General features: G+C 41.4%; 21 protein-coding genes. 9 read left to right on the top strand and 12 right to left on the bottom strand.

Annotated elements, in window-relative coordinates; all coding sequences use genetic code 11:
* Window positions 1-36 precede the first annotated feature (36 nt).
* Window positions 37-726 carry a YggS family pyridoxal phosphate-dependent enzyme gene (locus GFH30_RS03175; protein WP_153370866.1) on the bottom strand — a complete coding sequence of 230 codons (690 nt, stop codon included), beginning with the start codon at window positions 724-726 and terminating at the stop codon, window positions 37-39.
* A gap of 123 nt (window positions 727-849) precedes the next feature.
* Here GFH30_RS03175 and GFH30_RS03170 point away from each other — a divergent pair, with 123 nt between their 5' ends.
* The gene (locus GFH30_RS03170; RefSeq protein ID WP_153370865.1) at window positions 850-1,887 is read left to right on the top strand and encodes a type IV pilus twitching motility protein PilT; all 1,038 of its coding nucleotides are present in this window, start codon (window positions 850-852) and stop codon (window positions 1,885-1,887) included.
* A gap of 27 nt (window positions 1,888-1,914) precedes the next feature.
* Complete coding sequence (locus GFH30_RS03165) at window positions 1,915-3,036, top strand: PilT/PilU family type 4a pilus ATPase (protein ID WP_153370864.1); 1,122 nt, start codon at window positions 1,915-1,917, stop codon at window positions 3,034-3,036.
* A 74-nt stretch (window positions 3,037-3,110) separates the two neighbouring features.
* Here the strand turns inward: GFH30_RS03165 and fur are convergent, their stop codons facing one another.
* Window positions 3,111-3,548, bottom strand: coding sequence for a ferric iron uptake transcriptional regulator (fur, locus tag GFH30_RS03160; RefSeq protein WP_153370863.1), 438 nt, complete (start codon window positions 3,546-3,548; stop codon window positions 3,111-3,113).
* 112 nt (window positions 3,549-3,660) lie between these two features.
* Here fur and GFH30_RS03155 point away from each other — a divergent pair, with 112 nt between their 5' ends.
* Window positions 3,661-4,059: an outer membrane protein assembly factor BamE gene (locus GFH30_RS03155; RefSeq protein WP_153370862.1), complete on the top strand. Its 399-nt coding sequence runs from the start codon at window positions 3,661-3,663 to the stop codon at window positions 4,057-4,059.
* 91 nt (window positions 4,060-4,150) lie between these two features.
* On the opposite strand, the gene GFH30_RS03150 is transcribed toward GFH30_RS03155, so the two are convergent.
* The 9 genes from GFH30_RS03150 to GFH30_RS03110 form a co-directional block, all read right to left on the bottom strand.
* Window positions 4,151-4,489, bottom strand: a complete 339-nt coding sequence (locus GFH30_RS03150) for an RnfH family protein (RefSeq protein WP_153370861.1) — start codon at window positions 4,487-4,489, stop codon at window positions 4,151-4,153.
* A complete protein-coding gene (locus tag GFH30_RS03145) occupies window positions 4,489-5,568 on the bottom strand; it encodes a hypothetical protein (protein WP_153370860.1) in 1,080 nt (359 codons plus the stop codon). Before GFH30_RS03145 ends, GFH30_RS03150 begins: the two co-directional genes overlap by 1 nt.
* 141 nt (window positions 5,569-5,709) lie before the next feature.
* Window positions 5,710-6,165 (bottom strand): bacteriohemerythrin, encoded by a 456-nt coding sequence (locus GFH30_RS03140; RefSeq protein ID WP_153370859.1) that lies wholly within the window; start codon window positions 6,163-6,165, stop codon window positions 5,710-5,712.
* 267 nt (window positions 6,166-6,432) lie between these two features.
* Entirely contained in the window at window positions 6,433-7,281 is an 849-nt protein-coding gene (locus GFH30_RS03135) for a class II glutamine amidotransferase (protein WP_153370858.1), read from the bottom strand.
* 266 nt (window positions 7,282-7,547) lie between these two features.
* Window positions 7,548-8,456 (bottom strand): acetylglutamate kinase, encoded by a 909-nt coding sequence (gene argB, locus GFH30_RS03130; RefSeq protein WP_153370857.1) that lies wholly within the window; start codon window positions 8,454-8,456, stop codon window positions 7,548-7,550.
* Between the two features lie 10 nt (window positions 8,457-8,466).
* Window positions 8,467-9,882, bottom strand: coding sequence for a phosphomannomutase/phosphoglucomutase (locus GFH30_RS03125; RefSeq protein ID WP_153370856.1), 1,416 nt, complete (start codon window positions 9,880-9,882; stop codon window positions 8,467-8,469).
* Window positions 9,883-10,203: 321 nt separating this feature from the next.
* Window positions 10,204-10,656, bottom strand: a complete 453-nt coding sequence (dut, locus tag GFH30_RS03120; RefSeq protein ID WP_153370855.1) for a dUTP diphosphatase — start codon at window positions 10,654-10,656, stop codon at window positions 10,204-10,206.
* 42 nt (window positions 10,657-10,698) lie between these two features.
* Window positions 10,699-12,738 (bottom strand): UvrD-helicase domain-containing protein, encoded by a 2,040-nt coding sequence (locus tag GFH30_RS03115; RefSeq protein WP_153370854.1) that lies wholly within the window; start codon window positions 12,736-12,738, stop codon window positions 10,699-10,701.
* A 141-nt stretch (window positions 12,739-12,879) separates the two neighbouring features.
* Window positions 12,880-13,533 carry an OmpA family protein gene (locus GFH30_RS03110; RefSeq protein WP_153370853.1) on the bottom strand — a complete coding sequence of 218 codons (654 nt, stop codon included), beginning with the start codon at window positions 13,531-13,533 and terminating at the stop codon, window positions 12,880-12,882.
* Window positions 13,534-13,785: 252 nt separating this feature from the next.
* On the opposite strand from GFH30_RS03110, the gene GFH30_RS03105 reads away from it, so the two are divergent.
* The 6 genes from GFH30_RS03105 (at window position 13,786) to GFH30_RS03080 (ending at window position 18,404) form a co-directional block, all read left to right on the top strand.
* A complete protein-coding gene (locus GFH30_RS03105) occupies window positions 13,786-14,715 on the top strand; it encodes an acyltransferase (protein ID WP_153370852.1) in 930 nt (309 codons plus the stop codon).
* A gap of 10 nt (window positions 14,716-14,725) precedes the next feature.
* Complete coding sequence (locus GFH30_RS03100) at window positions 14,726-15,790, top strand: preprotein translocase subunit SecA (RefSeq protein WP_153370851.1); 1,065 nt, start codon at window positions 14,726-14,728, stop codon at window positions 15,788-15,790.
* A 163-nt stretch (window positions 15,791-15,953) separates the two neighbouring features.
* Window positions 15,954-16,667 (top strand): septum site-determining protein MinC, encoded by a 714-nt coding sequence (minC, locus tag GFH30_RS03095; RefSeq protein ID WP_153370850.1) that lies wholly within the window; start codon window positions 15,954-15,956, stop codon window positions 16,665-16,667.
* 67 nt (window positions 16,668-16,734) lie between these two features.
* Window positions 16,735-17,547, top strand: a complete 813-nt coding sequence (gene minD / locus GFH30_RS03090) for a septum site-determining protein MinD (RefSeq protein WP_153370849.1) — start codon at window positions 16,735-16,737, stop codon at window positions 17,545-17,547.
* Between the two features lie 3 nt (window positions 17,548-17,550).
* Window positions 17,551-17,823: a cell division topological specificity factor MinE gene (gene minE / locus GFH30_RS03085; protein WP_153370848.1), complete on the top strand. Its 273-nt coding sequence runs from the start codon at window positions 17,551-17,553 to the stop codon at window positions 17,821-17,823.
* A gap of 293 nt (window positions 17,824-18,116) precedes the next feature.
* Window positions 18,117-18,404 (top strand): PA4642 family protein, encoded by a 288-nt coding sequence (locus GFH30_RS03080; protein WP_153370847.1) that lies wholly within the window; start codon window positions 18,117-18,119, stop codon window positions 18,402-18,404.
* A 60-nt stretch (window positions 18,405-18,464) separates the two neighbouring features.
* On the opposite strand, the gene GFH30_RS03075 is transcribed toward GFH30_RS03080, so the two are convergent.
* Window positions 18,465-21,575, bottom strand: a complete 3,111-nt coding sequence (locus tag GFH30_RS03075) for a DNA translocase FtsK (RefSeq protein ID WP_153370846.1) — start codon at window positions 21,573-21,575, stop codon at window positions 18,465-18,467.
* Window positions 21,576-21,600: the final 25 nt, after the last annotated feature.

Genomic DNA, 21,600 nt, shown 5'->3' with positions numbered 1-21,600 from the left:
CCTTTAATAAAGGAGGGCTAGGGAGGATTTATCTTCTTACTTTGGTGAATAATCTCTTGCCCCAAACAACGCTGTTCCTACACGCACCATGGTTGAGCCTGCGGCAATCGCTGCATCCATATCGCCTGACATCCCCATGCTCAAGGTATCCCAATCTTCAGGATTTTTATGTTGAACTTTCACAGCATCAAATAGTGCTTTGGCATCTTTGAAGGCTTCTGTGTTATTGGGTGCAGGAATCACCATTAATCCGCGTAATTTTAAATTTGGCAGTTGGCTGATTTGCGCAACCAATTCGGCTACTTCCGCTGGCTGGCAACCATCTTTTGTATCTTGCTCATCAATATTCACTTGTAAGCAAATATTGAGTGGCGCTTGTGATGCATCCCTTTGAGTCGATAAACGCTCAGCAATAATCAAACGATCAACTCCATGCACCCATGAAAACTTTTCAGCCAAGTGCTTGGTTTTATTACGCTGTACGTGACCAATAAAATGCCATTCAATCTGTAAATCTTTTAGTTTTTCAATCTTATCTAAGGCTTCTTGCAGGTAGTTTTCTCCAAATGCACGTTGCCCAGTTTGATACATTTCCGACAAAACGTCACTCGGATGAGTTTTAGATACGGCCAAAAGTTGCACCCTGTTTTTATCGCGCTGTGCTTGCTCGCAAGCAGCGTGAATTTGCGCTAAAACTTGATTTCGTGATTGCTGCAACATATTCATTGACGGGGTTCTCATTTCGTTGATCTTTTTTTCCCTTGCCCATCAACAAAGTGTTGGTTAAGCTGTGGGAAAGCCTTATTATTCTATCAAAATAAATAACATTTAAATGATCTCGGGGACTTTATGGATATTACAGAATTATTAGCCTTTTCTGCTAAAAACGGCGCATCAGACTTACATTTATCTGCGGGTATGCCACCGATGATTCGGGTCGATGGTGAAGTTCGTCGTATTAATCTACCGGTATTAGAACACAAAGAAGTCCATAAGCTTGTTTATGACATCATGAATGATAAACAGCGTCGTGACTTCGAAGAACACTTAGAAACTGACTTTTCATTTGAAGTTCCGGGTGTGGCTCGTTTCCGTGTGAACGCATTTAACCAAAATCGTGGCGCAGGTGCTGTATTTCGTACTATTCCATCAAAAGTACTCACCATTGAAGATTTAGGTTTAGGTCAAATCTTTAAAGATATCTGTGAATTCCCGCGTGGCTTAGTTTTAGTGACCGGTCCAACTGGTTCAGGTAAATCAACCACACTGGCGGCTTTGATTGATTACATTAATGACAACCGTTATGACCATATTTTAACGGTCGAAGATCCAATCGAGTTTGTACACCAATCAAAAAAATGTTTGGTCAACCAACGTGAAGTACACCGTGATACGCATGGCTTTAACGAAGCACTGCGTTCAGCACTACGTGAAGACCCTGATATTATTCTTGTCGGTGAGATGCGTGACTTAGAAACCATTCGTTTGGCGCTAACAGCTGCGGAAACGGGTCACTTGGTCTTCGGTACACTACATACCACTTCTGCCGCAAAAACTATTGACCGTGTGATTGACGTGTTCCCTGCTGAAGAAAAAGACATGGTTCGTGCCATGTTGTCTGAATCACTACAAGCCGTCATTTCACAAACCCTGCTCAAGAAAAATGGCGGTGGTCGTGTGGCAGCCCATGAAATCATGATTGGTATTCCTGCAATTCGTAACCTCATCCGTGAAAACAAAGTTGCTCAGATGTATTCTGCAATTCAAACGGGTGCCAACTATGGTATGACCACCCTTGACCAAAGCTTAAAAACCTTGGTGTCTAAGGGCATGATTAGCCCACAAGTGGCACGTACTGCGGCAAAACAGCCAGAATCATTCCTGTAAGCATAAGCGTAGATTTGGGGTCATCACATGGATTTTAATGGCTTACTTGATTATATGATCGAGAAGAAAGCATCGGATTTGTTTGTTACCGCCGATGTTGAACCTTCTATTAAAATTAATGGTCAAATTCATCCAATTGGATCGGTCAAACTTCCGGGTTCTGCGGTAGCACAATTGGTTCATTCAATTATGTCCGATAAGCAGCGCCGTGAATTTGCAGAAACACGCGAGTGTAACTTTGCCATTAGCAATGCCAGTCAAACCGCACGTTTTCGTGTGAGTGCATTTCAGCAACGTGATCAACCGGGCATGGTGTTACGTCGTATTGAAACCACTATTCCGACGATGGATGAACTGAAGTTACCGCCTGTTCTGAAAGAATTGGCGATGACCAAGCGCGGTATTATTATTTTTGTAGGTGCAACGGGTACAGGTAAATCAACCTCATTGGCATCGCTCATTGGCTATCGTAATGAAAATTCCAAAGGTCATATCATTACCATTGAAGATCCAATCGAGTTTGTACACCAACATAAAGGCTGTATTATCACCCAGCGTGAAGTAGGTATAGATACAGATTCATTTGAAATTGCGTTAAAAAATACTTTGCGTCAGGCACCTGATGTGATTTTGATTGGTGAGATTCGTTCACGCGAAACGATGGATTATGCGATTGCCTTTGCAGAAACAGGTCACTTGGTATTTGCAACCCTGCATGCCAACAATGCCAACCAAGCGATTGATCGTATTATTCACTTCTTTGAAGCCGATCGTCATAGCCAGTTGTTTATGGATTTATCCTTAAACTTAAAAGCAATGGTGGCGCAGCAACTGATTCCAACACCAGATGGTACAGGTCGCCGTGCAGCGATTGAAGTGTTGATCAATTCACCTTTAATTTCAGACTTGATCCGTAAAGGTGACGTGCATGAAATTAAAGAAATTATGAAACGTTCACGCGAACTCGGGATGCAAACCTTTGACCAAGCTTTATATGATCTCTATAAAGCCAAGCAAATCACGTACAAAGATGCATTGAAACATGCTGACTCGCCAAACGATTTACGTCTGCAAATCAAACTGTCCGAAGAAGGTGGCACTCATCTCATGAATGCCAATTCAAATATCACCTTTGATGGTCAATCTTAAGAAAAACCCTAAACGTTAAACATAAAAAAAGGCTTCGTTAGAAGCCTTTTTTCATCAGTCTAGCTAGCACTGCATTATTTTTTACGGAATGCTTCTTGGCATTCAGGCGCATCGCAGTAACCATACAAATTTAGTGAGTGACCTGTTAATTCAAAACCAAAGCTTTTAGCAACTGTATGCTGCTCTTGCTCGATTAAATCATTATGGAATTCAACCACTTTGTTGCAGTTTTGACAAACCAAATGATCGTGATGATCATCTTGCATAATTTCAAAAACAGAATGATTATTTTCAAAATGATGACGTTGAATAATACCTGCCGCTTCAAATTGTGTTAACACACGATACACAGTCGCTAAACCGACATCTTCGCCTTGATCGAGTAAGGTCTTGTAAATGTCTTCAGCGCTAAGGTGATGCTGTCTAGAGTTTTCTAATAGTTCTAATATTTTAATTCGAGGTAGTGTAACTTTCAGTCCAGCTTTGCGTAAATCTTGGTTTGAAATTGGCATGTACAAAGGTCTCTCAACAAAATTAAAGTTGGAATATGCAACAAAGTTTAGATGCAGTATGATCTATCCTTGGATCAAATGCATCATAATTAATTTGGGATAGTGTAGCAAAATGCAAAAAATCATGCTGACGTTATTCGTCACTTCATTGCTCACCGGTTGTTCGACCTTGGGCGTATATAAAGTGGATATTCCACAAGGAACACCATTAACTCAAGCACAGGCTGCTAAAATCCAAGTCGGAATGAGCCATCAACAAGTTCGCTTCTTATTGGGTAGTCCAACTGTGACCGATCCAATGAATCCGCTACGTTGGGATTACATCTACAATTATACCCCAGGAACCTACGCTAAAAAAGTCAAGATTCCAGCAGCATCGGGTCAACATTTAAAAGTATTCTTTGATGCAACAGGTACGGTAGAACGTATTGAAGGTTTAGACACTATTCCTGCATCACAACCCGGCCTTCCCGGTTCAAAAGAAGCTATTTTAAATGCGCCACCACTATAAACTTTTTTCCAATAAAAAACCCCTTCAATTCAAGGGGTTTTTTATTATTCGGCATAGATTGATTGAAGCATGCTTAAAATAACGACATGACTTAGTTTTTATCCATGCGTCCTTGCAGGTTCTTGGCACGATTACTCTTACCAAAACGCCCGACAGGATTTTTTTGAGCACGATTACGGCGAATATCGAGTGGATTAATGGTTAATGCCCGATAAATTTCTACACGATCACCCACTGTTAACACCTGGCTCAGCTCCGCACGTACGCCAAAAATGCCCACATTGAGCGGCTCAGGTAAATTAACCTTGGTGGTCAATTCACTTTGCTGAATCGCATCTAAAACAGTCATGCCTTCCACATACGGCACTGCAATATGAAACTGGTGTTCAGGGGTCGCATAAGCAACCCAAATGACAGCAGAACTCGACATTAGATCAATTGTCCCAATACCGCAATGATTGCCACAATAATCGACAGCGGTAATACCACGCGCACTGCAACACGCCATAAGTTATAAAACACTTCTGAACTGAAATTCATCGATTTACGTAAATGGCTGATTTTCATAATCCAACCGGCAAAGACCGCATAAATCAAACTGATAATCAAACCCCATAACAATAATAGTGGATTGAAAACAGTTGCGATATTTGGCACAGCCCACACTAAGGTCGCAATCACGACAATGGCCCATTGAATAACGGTATGCAGCTGACGTTGTTGCAATTGCTCACGCGCCATATTGAACATCAAAGCTGCTGCCGCAACCATTGCAACCACTAAAGCCAATGCAGAAACTTGCGCTTTCACTGCAAAGAAACCGAAGGCAATAACGGCAATAAACTGCGCAATCCAAATTGGTAAAGCAGATTTTGTCGCTTGATCTTGCTGTTGCACTGCTGCAAGGCTTGATTGCCAATACAAGCCCATCCCTAAGCCACTTGCGACTAAAGCAAGCACAGTCGCACTGCCCCACTCAGAGAATTCAATGGCGGTTACGTGCCATGCTGGTAATGCAGTTCCCATCACATTCGCCAATAGCAATGAGGAAATCACCCCCACTGCAGCGATTAACACGAGAATTTGACGTGGAATGAGAGATAAGGCTAATGCCACAACTGCCAATACAACAAATAAAAGATGGGTTGCAATATCAGGTGTCGCGACTGCAAGGACATTGCTGGCATAATTCAGCATTGCACCTGCCAGGAATGGAATAAACACCACGCCCATCCAACCGACAATACGCCATTTTTGTGACGCATCGGCATCACGAGTAAGCATAGACAACGCCTGTACAGCTGTTGTTTTTGAACGTTTCGCAAGCGCAATTTCTAAATAACAAATGGGCAGTGCTAAGATAAACATGGTCACTAACCAGAGGATCCAAAAATCAAGCTGACGGTCGATTTGAATACCTGTTATTGGTGCGAGCGTCGCAATAATAAGAAAGGATAAACAAAATGCCATCAGCGGCGATAACCATTTTGACATAGCTTTGTCCTGCATGATGCGGTCCTATAATAATCTAGCGCTATTTTGCCTTGCGAAGCCCTGAAAATCAAAAATAAAAAAGCAAATCACTGGACCGGTGATTTGCTGCGCAAATTTTCTTGGAGCTTTCGTTATTTTTATGTCTTTGAGTTATGATTATGAGAAGAAACGGGCAAACCAATTTTTTCCTTTTTTGGTTTCTTTTTCTTTAATAATGCCCATCATATTTTCTTTCACAGCACCGACATAATCGGCATCATCGTGTTGAATATGATTAATCAGCCATTTGGACAAGACTTCATGTAACTCCGATTCAATCGACTGCCCCAACTCAAAACGGTCACGATACGATTCAATTTTTTTAATAAAAATATCATGCACACGTTTATGGGGAACACGGTATTTATACCCGGCTTCTTCTTGTAGTGATTCCTCAAAGGTGAAATGCGACTGGGTATAATCAATAATATTTTCAAGGATTTGTTTCACTCGAGCACGATCGGTATGCATATTCACACCTTCGATTTCATTAATATAATCAAGGATGCGTTTATGTTGATCGTCAATCACATCAATACCAGTGTTGTATTCTGGAATCCACTTCATTTTCACTACAACCCCTATAAATTTTAATGATTTATCACATAAAAATAAGCATATAGGGTATTGATGGAAATAAAAATGAAGTAAATTAGTCAACTTTAGATAATTTTCAGCATTAATTTCATAACCAATTGTTATCTATAATAAATAAAATTAAAGCCGACCAAAAACATCAATTATTAATTAACCAAAATTGAATTTTAATCGCGTATTTTTATAAAAGTTTTTAGCGCATTTCAAGCATAAAAAAGCGAGCTAGGCTCGCTTTATATGGGCTTAGTATTGATCTGCTTTAGTCACTCGTTTAAGCGAAGGATCTAAACGTTCACGTTCTAAACGCGCGACATGCGTCATCTCAGCACGGATATTTTGCCCATGTTGGAACAAAATCATCTCGCCGGGTCGAAATGCCGTCCATACTTCATTTTGTGTTAAAGGCTCAGTGGTGATGACCGCCACGCGATCGTCAGGTGTCGTCAGCTCACTAAAATCGACTTCAACATCTAAGTCAATCAATTGGGCGGGCTTAAATGGGTATTCACGAACCAACCAATTCAGTTTGGTAATCGCATAGCTAAACAACGCTTGACCATTGGATAAACAAAAATTAAACGTGCCATGTTCAGCAATAGATGGTGAAATTTCTAATAACAAATCGAAGATTTGATTGAGATTGGGTTCAACATAGCCAAAGCGCTTTACCAATTGTTCCAAGATAAAACAAAACGCCAATTCGCTGTCCGTGTTGCCGACTGGGGTAAAACGCCCTGCTAACTGGGGATTAAAATCATGTAAATCGCCATTGTGCGCAAAAATCCATTGGCGCCCCCACAGCTCACGACTAAAAGGATGCGAATTTTCTAAATTGATTTTGCCTTGAGTCGCTTTACGAATATGCGCAATCACATTGCGAGATTTAATCGGATAGTTACGAACCAGTTCTGCAATCGGGGATTCAACCGCGGATTGATTATCGACAAATAGACGGCAGGCTTTATCTTCAAAAAATGCAATGCCGAAACCATCACAGTGGTCTGAAGTGACTCCTGCGCGTTGCGAAAAACCACGAAATGAAAAGGTAATGTCCGTCGGTGTTGCACAATTCATTCCAAGCAGTTGGCACATAATCTCGATCAAATACAAAAAGGATGCGTGCGTTTATTTTGCATGACTCGAAGGCTACTTTGCAAACAACTCTCTTCAATTTAACGGTTTTTTCGAGACTATTCTATCGTTTAACACTTTCATTCAAAAAATAAGCCCTTTGAATGGCGTAGGTCACATCTAAATGAAGTGATCTTGGCTTTTTATTCTATACACAATAAGATTCAAGCAAACATAAAAAAAGAGCCTCTGATGAGACTCTTATCAATCATAATCACAAATAAATATTATTTTTGATTTGGATTCACACGGTTGGTAATTAACGTTCCCACACCATGATCGGTGAAGATTTCAAGCAAGCTTGCATGCGGTACACGACCATCGACAATATGCGCGCTCACGACCCCACCTTTGACAGCATCGAGTGCACAACCGACTTTAGGAATCATGCCACCATAAATCACACCTGTTTCGATCAAGCGATCGACATCTTGCGTGGTTAAGCCTGTGAGCAGTTGCTTGTTCTCATCAAGCACGCCTGAGATATTAGTGAGTAAGATGAGTTTTTCTGCGCCCAATGCTTCTGCGACTTTACCTGCCACCAAATCTGCATTGATGTTATAGGTATTACCCTCTTCATCAACACCAAGTGGCGCAATAACGGGAATAAAATCGCTATTGGTAAACATCTCTAATACGTCAGTTTTAACACCGACCACTTCACCGACTAAACCTAAATCAATTTTTTGAATTGACCCATCTTCCGCGGTTTTTTCCATGAGCAATTTTTGCGCACGAATGAGGTTGCCATCTTTACCCGTTAAACCAATCGCACGACCACCGTGTTTATTAATCAGATTCACGATAGATTTATTCACGCTACCGCCCAAGACCATTTCCACAATTTCCATGGTCGCAGGATCGGTCACGCGCATACCATCAATACGATCTGACTCACGACCCAATTGTTTCAACATTGCATCGACTTGAGGACCGCCACCGTGGACCACAATCGGATTTAAACCAACGGTTTTGAGCAAAACGATGTCACGTGCAAATGAACTTTCAAGCTCAGGATCCGTCATGGCATTGCCGCCGTATTTCACTACGAGGGTTTTACCCGCAAAGCGTTGAATATACGGCAAAGCTTCTGTCAAAATTTGTGCTTTGTCGATGCCTGTTTGTTGATTTGGCATTCGCCTCTCCTTATTGAGCATCTAAAATATCGCGTGCAATCAGCGGATATTGATCTTGCAACATTGAAACAAACACATGTCGGATTTCATTTAAACGTTCAGCACTATCTGCATCGAAACGTAACGTGAAATACTCGCCTGTATTGGATGCTCGAATAATGCCAAAACCATCATCAAAATCAAGACGTATTCCATCAATTTCACTGATTTGTGCATTTAAATGTTGAGATTGAGATTTCACCCAAGCCAATAATTCATTTGGCAGCGTATGATGAGTTGAAATATAAAGATCTTCGGTACCAAAACGATTGGGATAAACAGACAAAACCTGTTCTAAGTTTTTTTCAATCGAAGATAAATATTCCATAATACGCAGTGCAGCATAAAGACCGTCATCATAACCACCACCGCGCTGATCATTAAAAACGTAATGCCCTGCATATTCACCACCAAAAATGGCATGATGATTCGATTGCGATAAGTAGGTTCGTAAGAATGAACTTCCTGTACGAATCATGACCGGTGTGCCGCCCAAATGGCGTACCGTATTGCGAACTAAGGTCGAACATTTCACATCAAAGACAAATTCATGATTCGGCTGGTCTGATAAGCACATTTCTGCAAATAAACATAACAACTGATCGGCACGAATGATGCGTCCTTTGCCATCAACCATCACCAAACGATCTCCATCACCATCAAGGGCAATGCCTAAATCCGCTTGTTTTTCGACTACGGTTCGACTCAGTAATTGTAAATGTGCATCGACCGAAGGATCAGGTGCATGATCGGGGAACTCCCCATTCGGAGAACAACGCAATTCATCAACTGTACAGCCAGATTTTTTTAATATTCGAGCAGCAATATAGCCAGCCGAACCGTGTAAACCATCAATCACCACATGAAAAGGTTGTTTTAACTGGATGTCATCACAGAGCGCTTGTTCATATAATGCAGCATAGTCATTGTGATATTGATGAGAATCTCGATTATGAATACAAGTTTTGGGATTATACTGAATCGCATTTAAACCAACCTGCTGAATCATCTCAGGGCATGGCGGTAAATCTTGAATAATCCACTTAACACCATTGTCATCTTTAGGATTGTGGCTTGCGGTGACCATGACGCCATTACCGTCAAATGCCTTTGCAATGAAATACAACATTGGACTTGAACAGCAACCAATGATCGTTGCATCTAAAGCATAGGACTGGAAAACATTATGAATCGTGTGTGCATAATCAGGACTGCTTAATCGCGCATCATAACCAATCGCCACACGTGTTTGTCCCGCAGCCAAATATTGCTGTGCAAGTGCATGCGCAATCGAAGTGATCACATTCGGATTTAAAACGGAGACTTTACCGCGAATATCATATGCACGAAAAATATGCATGGGGAAAGCTTGATTCATTACGCCCATCATGTGTTCAGTAAATGTTTATTTGGAATAAATTTTAGACAATTCAATATAATCGTCATGACTTGAAACATGTATTATTGTTTTAAGACCCGCTATATCTATCTGATTTAAAAATAATAATCAATAAACATTAAGTAAAATTATTAAATATCAAAAACTTAAATGAATATAAAGTTGTATAAAAAATAGCAGGCTATTTAAAGTGCCAGAAAAATGAAAAGAGAAAGATTCATTATTTTAAAATATAAGCTGCAACATAAAAACGTGTTTTCTATGCTCATAAAAAAGGCCTATGCATTGCACATAAGCCTTTTGTATGACTTAGTTTGTGCCTGTATGACCAAAACCACCTGCACCACGTTCGGTTGCTTCAAACTCATTCACAATGTCAAATTGTGCTTGCATCACAGGAACAAGTACATATTGTGCGAGACGCTCACCTGGCTCGAGGCTAAACGCTGTTTGGCTACGGTTCCATACCGATACCATCAATTCACCTTGATAATCTGAGTCAATTAAACCAACCAAGTTACCGAGTACGATGCCATATTTATGACCCAGACCTGAACGTGGCAAGATCAAACCGGCAAATGCTGGATCTTCGATGTAAATTGCTAAACCTGTTTTTACAAGTAAAGTTTGACCCGGTTCAATTACAGTTGTTTCTGCGACACATGCACGAAGGTCTAAACCTGCAGAACCTGTGGTGGCATACGTTGGCATTGGCCATTCACCACCAAGACGCGTGTCTAAAACTTTAACTTGGACTTTCATCAATTCATTCCTGTCGAATATATAAACTAAAAATATCTAAAATTAGCGCTTAATTAAGGCACGTAAATTATCTAAATAATGCTGTGCTTGTTGTTTCGGATCGATATTACCGGCAAGCTTTTTCTTACGACCCAGCCATTCGAGTTCATCTTCAGGCAGTTCATCTAAGAAACGGCTTGGGGTCATTTGTTTCATTTGACCACCTGCTTTACGCTGCTCAGCTAAGGTAATGGTCAAACCCTGACGCGCACGCGTAATGCCCACATACATCAGACGGCGTTCTTCCTCAACGGTATCCGCTGCAATCGAGTTTTTATGCGGCAGAATTTCTTCTTCCAAACCAATTAAGTACACATACGGGAACTCAAGCCCTTTTGAAGCATGTAGGGTCAATAAGTTGACTTTATCGGTGTCTTCTTCTTCCTGTTGCTGTTCAAGCATATCGAGCAGTACCATTTTGCGAATGACACTTTCAATATTCTTTTCATCGACATCTTCAGCACGATTAATCAAACTTTGAATACTGCTATACAAGATCTCAATATTGTCGAGCTTGGTTTTTTCCTGTGCCGGTGTCGCTGCTGATTCTTTGATGTAATCGATATAACCCGCTTCTAGCATCATCTGACGAATAATTGGAACAGGTTCATCATCTTCAAGCAAACGACGGGTAAAGTTTTCGATAAAATCAAAAAACTCTGCCAGTTGCGAAGTCGCTTTTTTAGGAATGACCATCGTCAGACGCTGATCGCCTGCTGCCGCGAGCAACGATAAATTATTTTCTTGTGCAAATAAACCCAGTTTCTCTAAGGTGACAGGTCCAATGGCACGTTTTGGCGTATTGATAATCCGCAAGAATGCGCTGTCATCTTCAGGGTTAATGATCAGACGTAAATAACCCATCATGTCTTTAATTTCAGCACGTGCGAAGAAGGACTGACCACCAGAGAGCTTGTACGGAATCTGCATTTGACGCAGTTGGGTTTCCAAAATACGTGCTTGGAAATTACCGCGATATAAAATGGCGTAATCTTTCCAACTCTTACCGTTCATCAGCTTATGCGTAATCAAATCTTTGACCACGCGTTCTGCTTCATCGTCATCGTTTCGGCAGGTAATCACGCGAATAACTTCACCATGCCCTTTGTCTGACCATAATTTTTTTTCAAATAAATGTGGATTATTACCAATAACAGTATTCGCTGCTTTCAAAATACGGCTGGTTGAACGATAGTTTTGTTCAAGTTTAATGACTTTTAAATTACGGAAATCTTCCTGTAATAAGCCCATATTTTCAGGTTTTGCACCACGCCATGCATAAATAGATTGGTCATCATCACCTACTGCCGTGAACTGCCCCATCACACCAACAAGCAGTTTCACTAAAATATACTGTGCGGTATTGGTGTCTTGATACTCATCGACCAATAAATAACGCACACGGTTCTGCCATTTATCGCGGACTTCTGCATTTTCTTGTAAAAGACGCGTTGGCATGACAATCAAGTCATCAAAATCTACCGCGTTATAGGCACGTAAATTACGCTCATATAACTGATACAAATGCGCAAACTGAACGTCTTCGGCAGTTTCACAGGTGGTATGCGCTTGTTCCGGTGGAATCAAATCATTTTTCCAGTCCGAAATCATGCGCATGGCTTTGGCGATGAGTTCTTTGCTTTCTGCACCCGATAAATTATCGCGATGCATTAAATCCATTAAAATACGTTTGCAATCGTCAGCGTCTAGAATCGAGAAATTATTTTTAAGCGGTGTATGTTTCAGCTCTAATCGTAATAAATTTAAGCCAAAGTTATGGAAAGTCGAGACTGATAGCCCTTTTGCTTCTTCACGCGTCATCAGTTTCGTCACACGCTCTTTCATCTCTCGTGCGGCTTTATTGGTGAAGGTCATCGCGGTAATACGATGCGCAGGAATACCACAATGCTTGACTAAGTATGCGATTTTTCTTGTAATTACTGAAGTCTTACCTGAACCCGCGCCTGCAAGTACTAACAAGGGTCCTTGAGTATATTTCATGGCTTCAAGTTGCTTGTCGTTTAATTGACTTGCGAGTGACATAGTGCTTCCTCTTCTAGATTCGGCTGTGATTATAGTCATCTCACGCCCACTTGCCTAATCCAAATTCAGATTTCCTTGTATCATTGTTCAGATACAAAAAAACCACCCGAAGGTGGTCTTTTTAGATATCAAATTCAGGAATTATTGAACTTGGTATACTGAAATTTCAACACGACGGTTTTGTTCTTTGCCCGCAGCAGTTGTGTTATCTGCGATTGGGTTTGCTGAACCAAGACCTTGTGCATTAATACGTGTACGTGCAACACCTTGACCTGCAAGGTAGTTTGCTACTGATTGAGCACGCGCTTGAGACAATGGTAAGTTGATTGAATCATTACCAGTACTGTCAGTGTAACCTGATACCAAGATACCGCTTTGGCTATCTTCAGTCAGTACTTGAGCAACTTTGTTCAATGTTGCATAGAAGTTTGGTTTGATGTTTGATTGGTTTGTATCAAATGTGATCGCACCTGGCATAACAAGGTTGATCGAACCATCTGGATTACGGTTAACGTCTACACCAGTACCCGCTGTTGCTGCGCGTAATTTTTTCTCTTTATTGTCAAGGTAAACGCCAGTCGCGCCACCAAGTACAGCACCGATTGCAGCTGCACGGTTATTTTGACGGCTTGAGTTTGCATTACCTTTAGAAACGCCGTAACCCGCTGCTGCACCAATTAAAGTACCTAAAGCCGCTTTATCATACTCAACACCACCGATGTTGTTGCCTGTTGATTGACAACCAGTGAGTGCTACAGCCCCTGCCGCAATTGCTGAAATTACTAGTGCACGCATCGCATGCCTCCTTAACTTGTGATTGTTGTATGTCAGAATAATGGTCGATAATTCAATGGATAACCATATACGATTTGTTAATAATAAATCTTTTAGTAACATTTTGTAATGTTTATGTGTAACCAAAAGGGTTAACTTCATCACAATTTCTTCATAGTTTAAACTCAGCGCTTTAATATTTGCCAAACAGCTACTATATTGATAAGTCTATAACTAAATTTAGTCGACTGATTGTTTAGGACCATTTTCATTATGTCATCTGAAAGTAAAAAACAGCCTGCTTTAAAAAAAATTACACGCGGACTTGCCGTAACCTCGGTGATGACAGGTAGTACCTTTTTCCATGGTCCACCAGTATTGGCTTTAGGACTCACCAAACTCTTTAAAAAATCAGCCAAAGTGGATCAAACCAATATCAAAATTGCTAACAATTGGCTTACCGTCAATAATTGGTTGATTGACAATGTCTTAAAAAACACCCAATGGGATATTAGTGTTGACGATACGTTGGACTTAAATATGCAAGGTCGTTACTTAATGACCTGTAATCATCAAAGTTGGGTCGATACCACAGTTAATCAATATTTTGGTTTAACTCGTATGCCACTGACCCGTTTCTTTACCAAATGGGAACTAATCTTTATTCCATTCGTGGGACAAGCCTTTAAAATTTTGGGCTTCCCAATGATGAAACGACACAGCAAGGAACAGATTGCCAAGAATCCTGCACTGAAAGATCGTGACATGGAAGAAGCGCGTAAATCTTGCGAACAGCTGCTCAGTCAGCCTTTTACCCTACTCAATTATTTGGAAGGCACGCGCTTTACCCCAGAAAAGCATGCCCAACAAAAGTCTCCGTTTCAGCATTTACTGAAACCTAAAGCAGGTGGACTTGCCTTAGCACTGAATATTTTGGGCGATAAAATTGATGCGTTAGTCGACATGACCATTGTTTATCCAGATGGTGTGCCAGGTTATAGTGAATTTTGGTTGGGTGAGGTACCACGTATTGCGGTAAATTTAAGAAAAATCGAGATTCCAGCATGGGTATTGGGCGGAAATTATGAAGATGACGCAGAATATCGTGGCAAATTCCAAAAATGGGTCGATGAACTGTGGACTGAAAAAGATCAACTCATTGAGCAAATGAAACAAAAGCTCAACGCCCCATCTAAAGCTTAGAGCCTTGATCATGAAAGAAAATAACCCAAGCAGCAGCTCAAGCACCGCTAAGTTTTTTGAAAAAGGCTCTTGGGGCTGGAAAGTCGCTTTGATCTACGACATTTTGATGATGGTGCTGATCATCATCAATTTGGTGTGCTTAAGTGCCAACGGCATTTTACTCAGCGATTTTGGGCATTGGTTATTTGATTTCACCCGTTTACCTGAAGTTTTAGAGTTTTATAAAACAGAACTCCGCCCTTGGGTCATTAAAACTGAGGGCTGGTTTACCACATTTTTAATTATTGAATTATTTGTGCGTTGGATCATTGCGATCAGTATCAAACAACATCAACGCTGGTGGTTCTTCCCTTTTATTCATTGGTATGAAGTGCTTTCCATTTTACCGCAATTGCGTTTCTTGCGTCTGTTACGCGCTGTGGCGATTGGTTACAACCTGCATACGCATGGTTATCAAGTCATTCCCAAAGCTTGGTATGCGCGCGCAGCGTTCTATTACAACTTGGTCATGGAAGAACTCACCAGTCGTATCGTACTCACCGTTTTAGATGGCATTAAACGTGAGATTTCTACCAGTACAACGCATAAACAACTGATTGATGAATTGGTGGAAAGCCATCGTCAATTATTAGCTGTGGCATTGGCGGATATTTTGCAAGAATCCTTAGGCAAAGAATTACAAGCACAGCGTTTTATGATTGCGAAAAATGTAGGTCAAGTGGTGAATCAAGCCATTGAAGATACGCCTGAACTGACCCAACTGTTACGTCTTATTCCTATTGTCGGCAGTCGCATCGAGCAACAGATTCAGAGCATTGGACAACGTTTAGGCGAAAACATTACCCAAGGCTTAATTGATCCATTTACTCAAACCACTTCATCAAAAGAAAACCCGACATTTGCCATGATTTCAGATAAAATCAGCCAAATACAAATTGAACATAATCCACATATTGATAAATTAGTAGAATCGGCTGTTTTTGATACAATTGAAGCGATCCGAAAACAAGTCAAAGTCAAACAGTGGAAACAATTTTTAGAAGAACATGAGCAAAATCAGCGTTCAACAGACTAAGGATTTCTTGGTTTTGAATAGATTCATATTTTTAGCTTCTATTCGCATAAAAAAATAACGACGATCGCTAGAGAATTAACTGAATTTGCTCTAGGATTTGCACTATTTACAACATTGCTTCGACATGAAAATCAATTAGGTCAGAAGTATTTAAGGAAGAACTATGGCTGAAATACGGATTAAAGGCAGAATGGTCAATGCAATTCGCATTAGCCTTGATACAAATGATCATGATGTCATCCGCCAACAGCTTGCACCAAAATTATCAACAGCATTTCCACCCGGCACGCTGGTGGTCATTGAAAGTAGCGTTGAACAAGAACTGATTGCGCTGATTCAACTGTTAATTAGCCTAGACGTTCAACCGATGGCAGTAACAGAAGGTTTGCTCGGCGACCAAGCGCGTTCGATTCAATTCCCGGTGTTACCACCTGATCGTCAGCTGCAAGAAATTAAAGCCACTAAAGAACAAGTGGTTGAGCTGAAAGTCGAACCGAAAGTACAAGCCAATGTTGAGGCGGTTGCAGCCCCTGTCATTGCACATGTGACCTCTTATCACGATGAAATTTTGCGTACTGGTCAATGCATCGTGCAAAACCAAGGTGACATTATTATCAGTGCCGGTATTAATAGCGGTTCAGAAGTCATTGCATCAGGCAATATTCATATTTACGGTAGTGCACGTGGGCGTGTGATTGCAGGTGCAGGTGGCAATACGGCTGCACGTATCTTCTGTCATGCTTTAGAAGCTGAACTGGTCTCTATTTCAGGAACCTATTGTGTTGCAGATGATATTCCGCAAGATGTAGTGAAGAAACCCGTACATATTTATTTGAATGATCAACAAGAGCTTGTATTTGAAGCTCTACAATTTTAATGTATAAATAAACACCAAAAGCCCTATTTAAATCAGGGAATTTGAAACCATAACAGGAGTGGATTCGGTGGCGAAAATTGTTGTCGTAACATCAGGCAAAGGTGGCGTAGGTAAAACTACAACAAGTGCATCTTTTGCAACAGGTTTAGCCCTACGTGGTCACAAAACTGTTGTGATCGACTTTGATGTAGGTTTACGTAACCTTGATTTGATCATGGGTTGTGAACGTCGCGTTGTCTATGATTTTGTAAATGTACTCAACAATGAAGCACGTCTACAACAAGCATTAATCCGTGATAAAGATATTGAAAATCTTTATGTATTACCTGCATCACAAACGCGTGATAAAGATGCCTTAACTGACGAAGGCGTTGCACGTGTGATGGATGAATTATCGCAAGAATTTGACTACATCATCTGTGACTCACCTGCGGGCATTGAACGCGGTGCAATCATGGCGATGTACCATGCAGATGAAGCGATCATTGTGACCAATCCTGAAATTTCTTCAGTACGTGACTCGGATCGTATTATTGGTATGCTCGACAGCAAAACCAAAAAAGTCGAACAAAATGAAGGTCGCATCCGTAAACATTTATGTATCACACGTTTCAACCCTGAACGTGCGGACAAACAAGAAATGTTAACGGTTGACGATATTTCTAAAGATATTTTACGCGTGCCAACTTTGGGCGTGATTCCTGAATGTCCAAGCGTATTACAAGCATCGAACGAAGGTAAGCCAGTGATTAATTTCACTGAAACTGCAGCAGGTCAAGCTTATGATGACCTTGTTGCTCGTTTCCTAGGTGAAGAGCGCCCTTATCGTCATTTAGACGTTAAACCTAAGGGTTGGTTAGCACGACTATTTGGAGCGTAAATCATGGCTGGATTCTGGAGTAAGCTTTTTAGTAACGAAGATAAACCTTCGAGTGCGCAAACAGCGAAAGACCGTCTAAAGGTGATTGTCGCTTCTGAACAAGGTTTAGGTCGTCGTTTAAGCCAAGAAAAAATCGACCAAATGAAAACTGAAATCATGCAAGTGGTCAATCGTTATGTTCGTGGTGTCGATGAACAACACATTCAAATGCAAGTGCGTTCTGAAGCGAACATCGAAATGCTTGAAATGAATATCAATTTACCTGAAGAACGATAATCTGATTTTTGATTGGTCAAGGATCATGATTCAAGGCAAAATATGAGACCAGATCAGCGAAGCACTGCTTCGCCTGGTCGCAAGACGAGAAGCTATGCTTCGAGTGGAGTGGATTAAAGTATGATTTATCCAAGCTCAAAACGGGAAGCTCTGCTTCACGTCAGTTGGATTATATTTCGATCTATCCATAAAACGAAAAGCCTTGCTTTTTAGGCCACGTTTTTTTAAACGTCGTCCCTTGCGTACTCATATTTTGCCTTTTTCATATCTAAAATTATATCAAGGAGATTGCGATGGCATTGTCTCAACCTGCAACGTTTAACGAAGAATGGTCAGATGAGCGTGTATTTGCCTACCTGACTCAGCTTCCTCCTGCCGATGTGAATGCAGATTTCCATGTGTTGTACCATGCGTATAAACACATGCGTCCATTCGATTATGAACGTCTGCTCACTCAATTCGTTGCTGATGGTCGCGATGTCAATGCTACAAATCCGGAAGGTCAGCGTATTCATGATGTGATTGCAACATTCCCACGTCATAGCGCGGAATTTTTAGCAGTTTTAGCCAAATTTGCATAAGTTTTTCAAATAAAAAAGCCTGCATATTGCAGGCTTTTTTATGACTAAAATTTGGCAGTGTTACACTAAAATTTCGCGTTTACCATTGGCACCCATACTGCTCACAATGCCATTTTCTTCCATTTGGTCAATAATTCGTGCAGCACGGTTATAACCCAAACTGAACTTACGCTGTAACGACGACGTCGATGCTTTACGGGTTTCAAGCACGAAAGATACACATTGATCATACAGTGCATCACGGTCAGAGCTGCCATCTCCATCCTCAAAACCACGACTTGTGGGTTCCTCATCGAATGGGGTTAGAATTTCATCGACATAGTTTGGTGCACCACGTTCACGCCATGCGTCACAAATGCGGTTGACTTCATCATCGGCAATAAATGCACCATGGACACGCTCAGGCTCAATTTTACCCGGGCCGAGGAATAACATATCACCATGACCGAGTAAGTCTTCTGCACCTCCTGCATCCAAAATCGTCCGTGAGTCAATTTTAGAGTTAACACGAAGTGCCACACGCGTTGGAATATTGGCTTTAATCAAACCGGTGATGACATCGACCGATGGACGCTGTGTTGCAAGTAACAGATGAATACCAGCCGCACGTGATTTTTGTGCCAAACGGGTAATCATTTCTTCGGCTTTTTTTCCCACTTGCATGATCATGTCGGCAAATTCATCCGCCACAATTACAATGGATGGCAATGATGTTAAGCGCGGTGCACGTTCACCCACCACGGAATCACTCGCCTTCCACGTCGGATCAATCAGGTCTTCACCGTTGGCAATCGCTTCTTCAACTTTACGGTTGTAATCGCTGAGTTTACGAATTTTTAAGAAGGACATGAGTTTATAACGGCGTTCCATTTCATTAACACACCAGTTCAATGCATTGACTGCATCTTTCATGTCGGTCACAACAGGCGTTAACAAATGTGGAATATCGTTATAGTTTGCCAATTCCAATTGTTTTGGATCAATCAGAATTAAACGCAATTCATCAGGGGTGTATTTCAATAACATCGACAGAATCATCGAGTTTACGGCAACCGATTTACCTGAACCTGTGGTACCTGCGACCAACATATGTGGTGCTTTACCTAAGTCTGCAATCACGGGATTACCCGAAATATCTTTACCCATCGCCATCGATAAAATGCTATTTGGATCGGTAAAGGCAGGAATGGTGAGTAGCTCAATCAAACGTACCATCTCACGGGTACTGTTTGGCACTTCAATGCCGATATAAGGTTTACCCGGAATCACTTCGACCACACGTACCGATGCCATCGACATAGAACGAGCAAGGTCACGTGAAATATTAGTCACTTTAGACGCTTTGACACCCGGTGCTAGATCAAGTTCAAAACGTGTCACCACAGGACCCGGCTGCGCCTCGATCACTTTGGCTTTCACATTAAATTCTTGCAATTTAATTTCAAGCAACTCAGATAAGCGTGACAGCTGTTCTTCGGTAAAGTTGACCTTTTTATTCGGATCGACTTTATCGAGCAAATCTAAACCCGGTAAAGGCGATAAATCTTTACGGCGTTCTGCCACTTGCATTGCGCGTGACATTGGTCGACCTGAGGCATCCGTTAAAGGTGCATCGAAGTCAAAATCATCTTCGTCTTTTGGCGCACCTGCGGTTTCATGCCATGCTTCAATAAACGCTTCTTTAGACAATGGTATTTTGCTTTCCGGTTGATTCAAAGATGGCGTAGCTGTAGCCGTATGTTCAGTCGCTTGAGGCTGAATAGGTGTTTTTGATTCAAAATTTTGATGATGAATTGGTGCTTGGACGAAAGCCGAGGATTGTGCATAACTGGATGTCTGAACAGGTTTAATATCTTCCGCTTCCTCAATGAGTAAATCATCAAGATCTTCAAAAGCGCTCTCTAACCCGCTGTTTTTTGGCGACATCGGCTGAGATGTCGCTGCTAAAGGTGCAATCACGGAAGCAGTAGCGGCAACTTGAGGTAAGTCTTCTACAATTCTAAGTGTAGGTTCAGCATTTGCGCCATGATTAAATGGAGTGTGTACATCCGTTGCTGTCTTGCCTTGAGGTACTGCTGCCAATAATTCATCGAAGATTTCATCATCATCCCAGTCGACTGTGGATTTTTTTGTACTTTCAATAGACACAACAGGTGTTTCTTGAACAGGAATCTGAGCATTTGATACGCTGTGTGTATGATTTTGATGCTGTTCTTCTTCAGCAGCTGCAAGCAAAGCATCGATATCTTGTTTATGGCGTAAATCTTCATCTGAATGCAATGCACGCCATACTTCACCCGTCGGCACAACACGATCTGGATTTTGAATCACTTGATGCGCCTTAGCGATCACTTCTTCAATTTCAGCTTCATGTTTAGCATATTCTGCATCTATGTCATCACGTTGTTGTGCTTGATATTCTTTGTCCGCGATATCATCAAATAAACGCTCTGCGACCTGATCACGCACTGATGCATCCACTTCAACAGGAATATGCTCATCTACAGGCGTAATGGTCGCAATTGTTTTTTTAACAGGAATTAAAGGTTCTTTTTTGGGAGCGGCAGCAGTACGATCAAAATCAGATTCACCTTCAGGGATATTGCGATAGAACAAATCTTGCAGATAGGAAGGCGTTGCCTTCATGCTGCTCCAAGTTTTGTTCCATTTCACCCCAAAAGCCAGAGTAAATAACATCACCCACAGCACAACAAGAAATAAAACAGCACCATACACCGTGATTAAAGACTCTAAACTTTGCCCTAGTTCGTAACCAATAATCCCGCCCGATGAGTTATCGAGGGTATCCGCCGGCACTTGCCAGAATAAAAACAATAATGCTGACGTGGTCAACAGCAAGAAGAATTGCGCAGCATAACGGAATGGTCGGTTCAAGAAACTACGCGGCCACCACACCTGAATTGCTTCTAAGAACAAATACACAGGAATGAGTAAGCTTGCCCAGCCTAAAAAGCCAAACAGCAAATCTGCAAGCCACGCCCCTGCCACACCACTGGCATTTGACACAGTTTGCGTATCACTTGAGATATGCATCCAACCCGGGTCAAAAGGTGTATAAGTGACTGTCGCTAGAAACAAATAAATCCCAAATGAGACTAAAAATAATGTCATTACTAAGCGCTGTGCGTAAGCACTCGACACCGTTGTCATATACTGTCCTGTAACCAATTCTTCA

This window comes from Acinetobacter wanghuae, from assembly GCF_009557235.1.
Taxonomy (GTDB): Bacteria; Pseudomonadota; Gammaproteobacteria; order Pseudomonadales; family Moraxellaceae; genus Acinetobacter; species Acinetobacter wanghuae.
This window is presented reverse-complemented; position numbering and strand designations above follow the sequence as displayed.

Excerpts from the sequence above, each read along its gene's own strand:
- GFH30_RS03170 (WP_153370865.1), top strand. The coding sequence starts at position 850 with ATGGATATTACAGAATTATTAGCCTTTTCTGCTAAAAACGGCGCATCA.
- minE (WP_153370848.1), top strand. The coding sequence starts at position 17,551 with ATGGCTGGATTCTGGAGTAAGCTTTTTAGTAACGAAGATAAACCTTCG.
- dut (WP_153370855.1), bottom strand. The coding sequence starts at position 10,656 with ATGAAAGTCCAAGTTAAAGTTTTAGACACGCGTCTTGGTGGTGAATGG.
- GFH30_RS03150 (WP_153370861.1), bottom strand. The coding sequence starts at position 4,489 with ATGTCGAGTTCTGCTGTCATTTGGGTTGCTTATGCGACCCCTGAACAC.
- GFH30_RS03175 (WP_153370866.1), bottom strand. The coding sequence starts at position 726 with ATGAATATGTTGCAGCAATCACGAAATCAAGTTTTAGCGCAAATTCAC.
- GFH30_RS03135 (WP_153370858.1), bottom strand. The coding sequence starts at position 7,281 with ATGTGCCAACTGCTTGGAATGAATTGTGCAACACCGACGGACATTACC.
- GFH30_RS03100 (WP_153370851.1), top strand. The coding sequence starts at position 14,726 with ATGAAAGAAAATAACCCAAGCAGCAGCTCAAGCACCGCTAAGTTTTTT.
- argB (WP_153370857.1), bottom strand. The coding sequence starts at position 8,456 with ATGCCAAATCAACAAACAGGCATCGACAAAGCACAAATTTTGACAGAA.
- GFH30_RS03155 (WP_153370862.1), top strand. The coding sequence starts at position 3,661 with ATGCAAAAAATCATGCTGACGTTATTCGTCACTTCATTGCTCACCGGT.
- GFH30_RS03110 (WP_153370853.1), bottom strand. The coding sequence starts at position 13,533 with ATGCGTGCACTAGTAATTTCAGCAATTGCGGCAGGGGCTGTAGCACTC.
- fur (WP_153370863.1), bottom strand. The coding sequence starts at position 3,548 with ATGCCAATTTCAAACCAAGATTTACGCAAAGCTGGACTGAAAGTTACA.
- GFH30_RS03080 (WP_153370847.1), top strand. The coding sequence starts at position 18,117 with ATGGCATTGTCTCAACCTGCAACGTTTAACGAAGAATGGTCAGATGAG.
- GFH30_RS03115 (WP_153370854.1), bottom strand. The coding sequence starts at position 12,738 with ATGTCACTCGCAAGTCAATTAAACGACAAGCAACTTGAAGCCATGAAA.
- GFH30_RS03165 (WP_153370864.1), top strand. The coding sequence starts at position 1,915 with ATGGATTTTAATGGCTTACTTGATTATATGATCGAGAAGAAAGCATCG.
- GFH30_RS03145 (WP_153370860.1), bottom strand. The coding sequence starts at position 5,568 with ATGCAGGACAAAGCTATGTCAAAATGGTTATCGCCGCTGATGGCATTT.
- GFH30_RS03125 (WP_153370856.1), bottom strand. The coding sequence starts at position 9,882 with ATGGGCGTAATGAATCAAGCTTTCCCCATGCATATTTTTCGTGCATAT.
- GFH30_RS03075 (WP_153370846.1), bottom strand. The coding sequence starts at position 21,575 with ATGACAACGGTGTCGAGTGCTTACGCACAGCGCTTAGTAATGACATTA.
- GFH30_RS03105 (WP_153370852.1), top strand. The coding sequence starts at position 13,786 with ATGTCATCTGAAAGTAAAAAACAGCCTGCTTTAAAAAAAATTACACGC.
- minC (WP_153370850.1), top strand. The coding sequence starts at position 15,954 with ATGGCTGAAATACGGATTAAAGGCAGAATGGTCAATGCAATTCGCATT.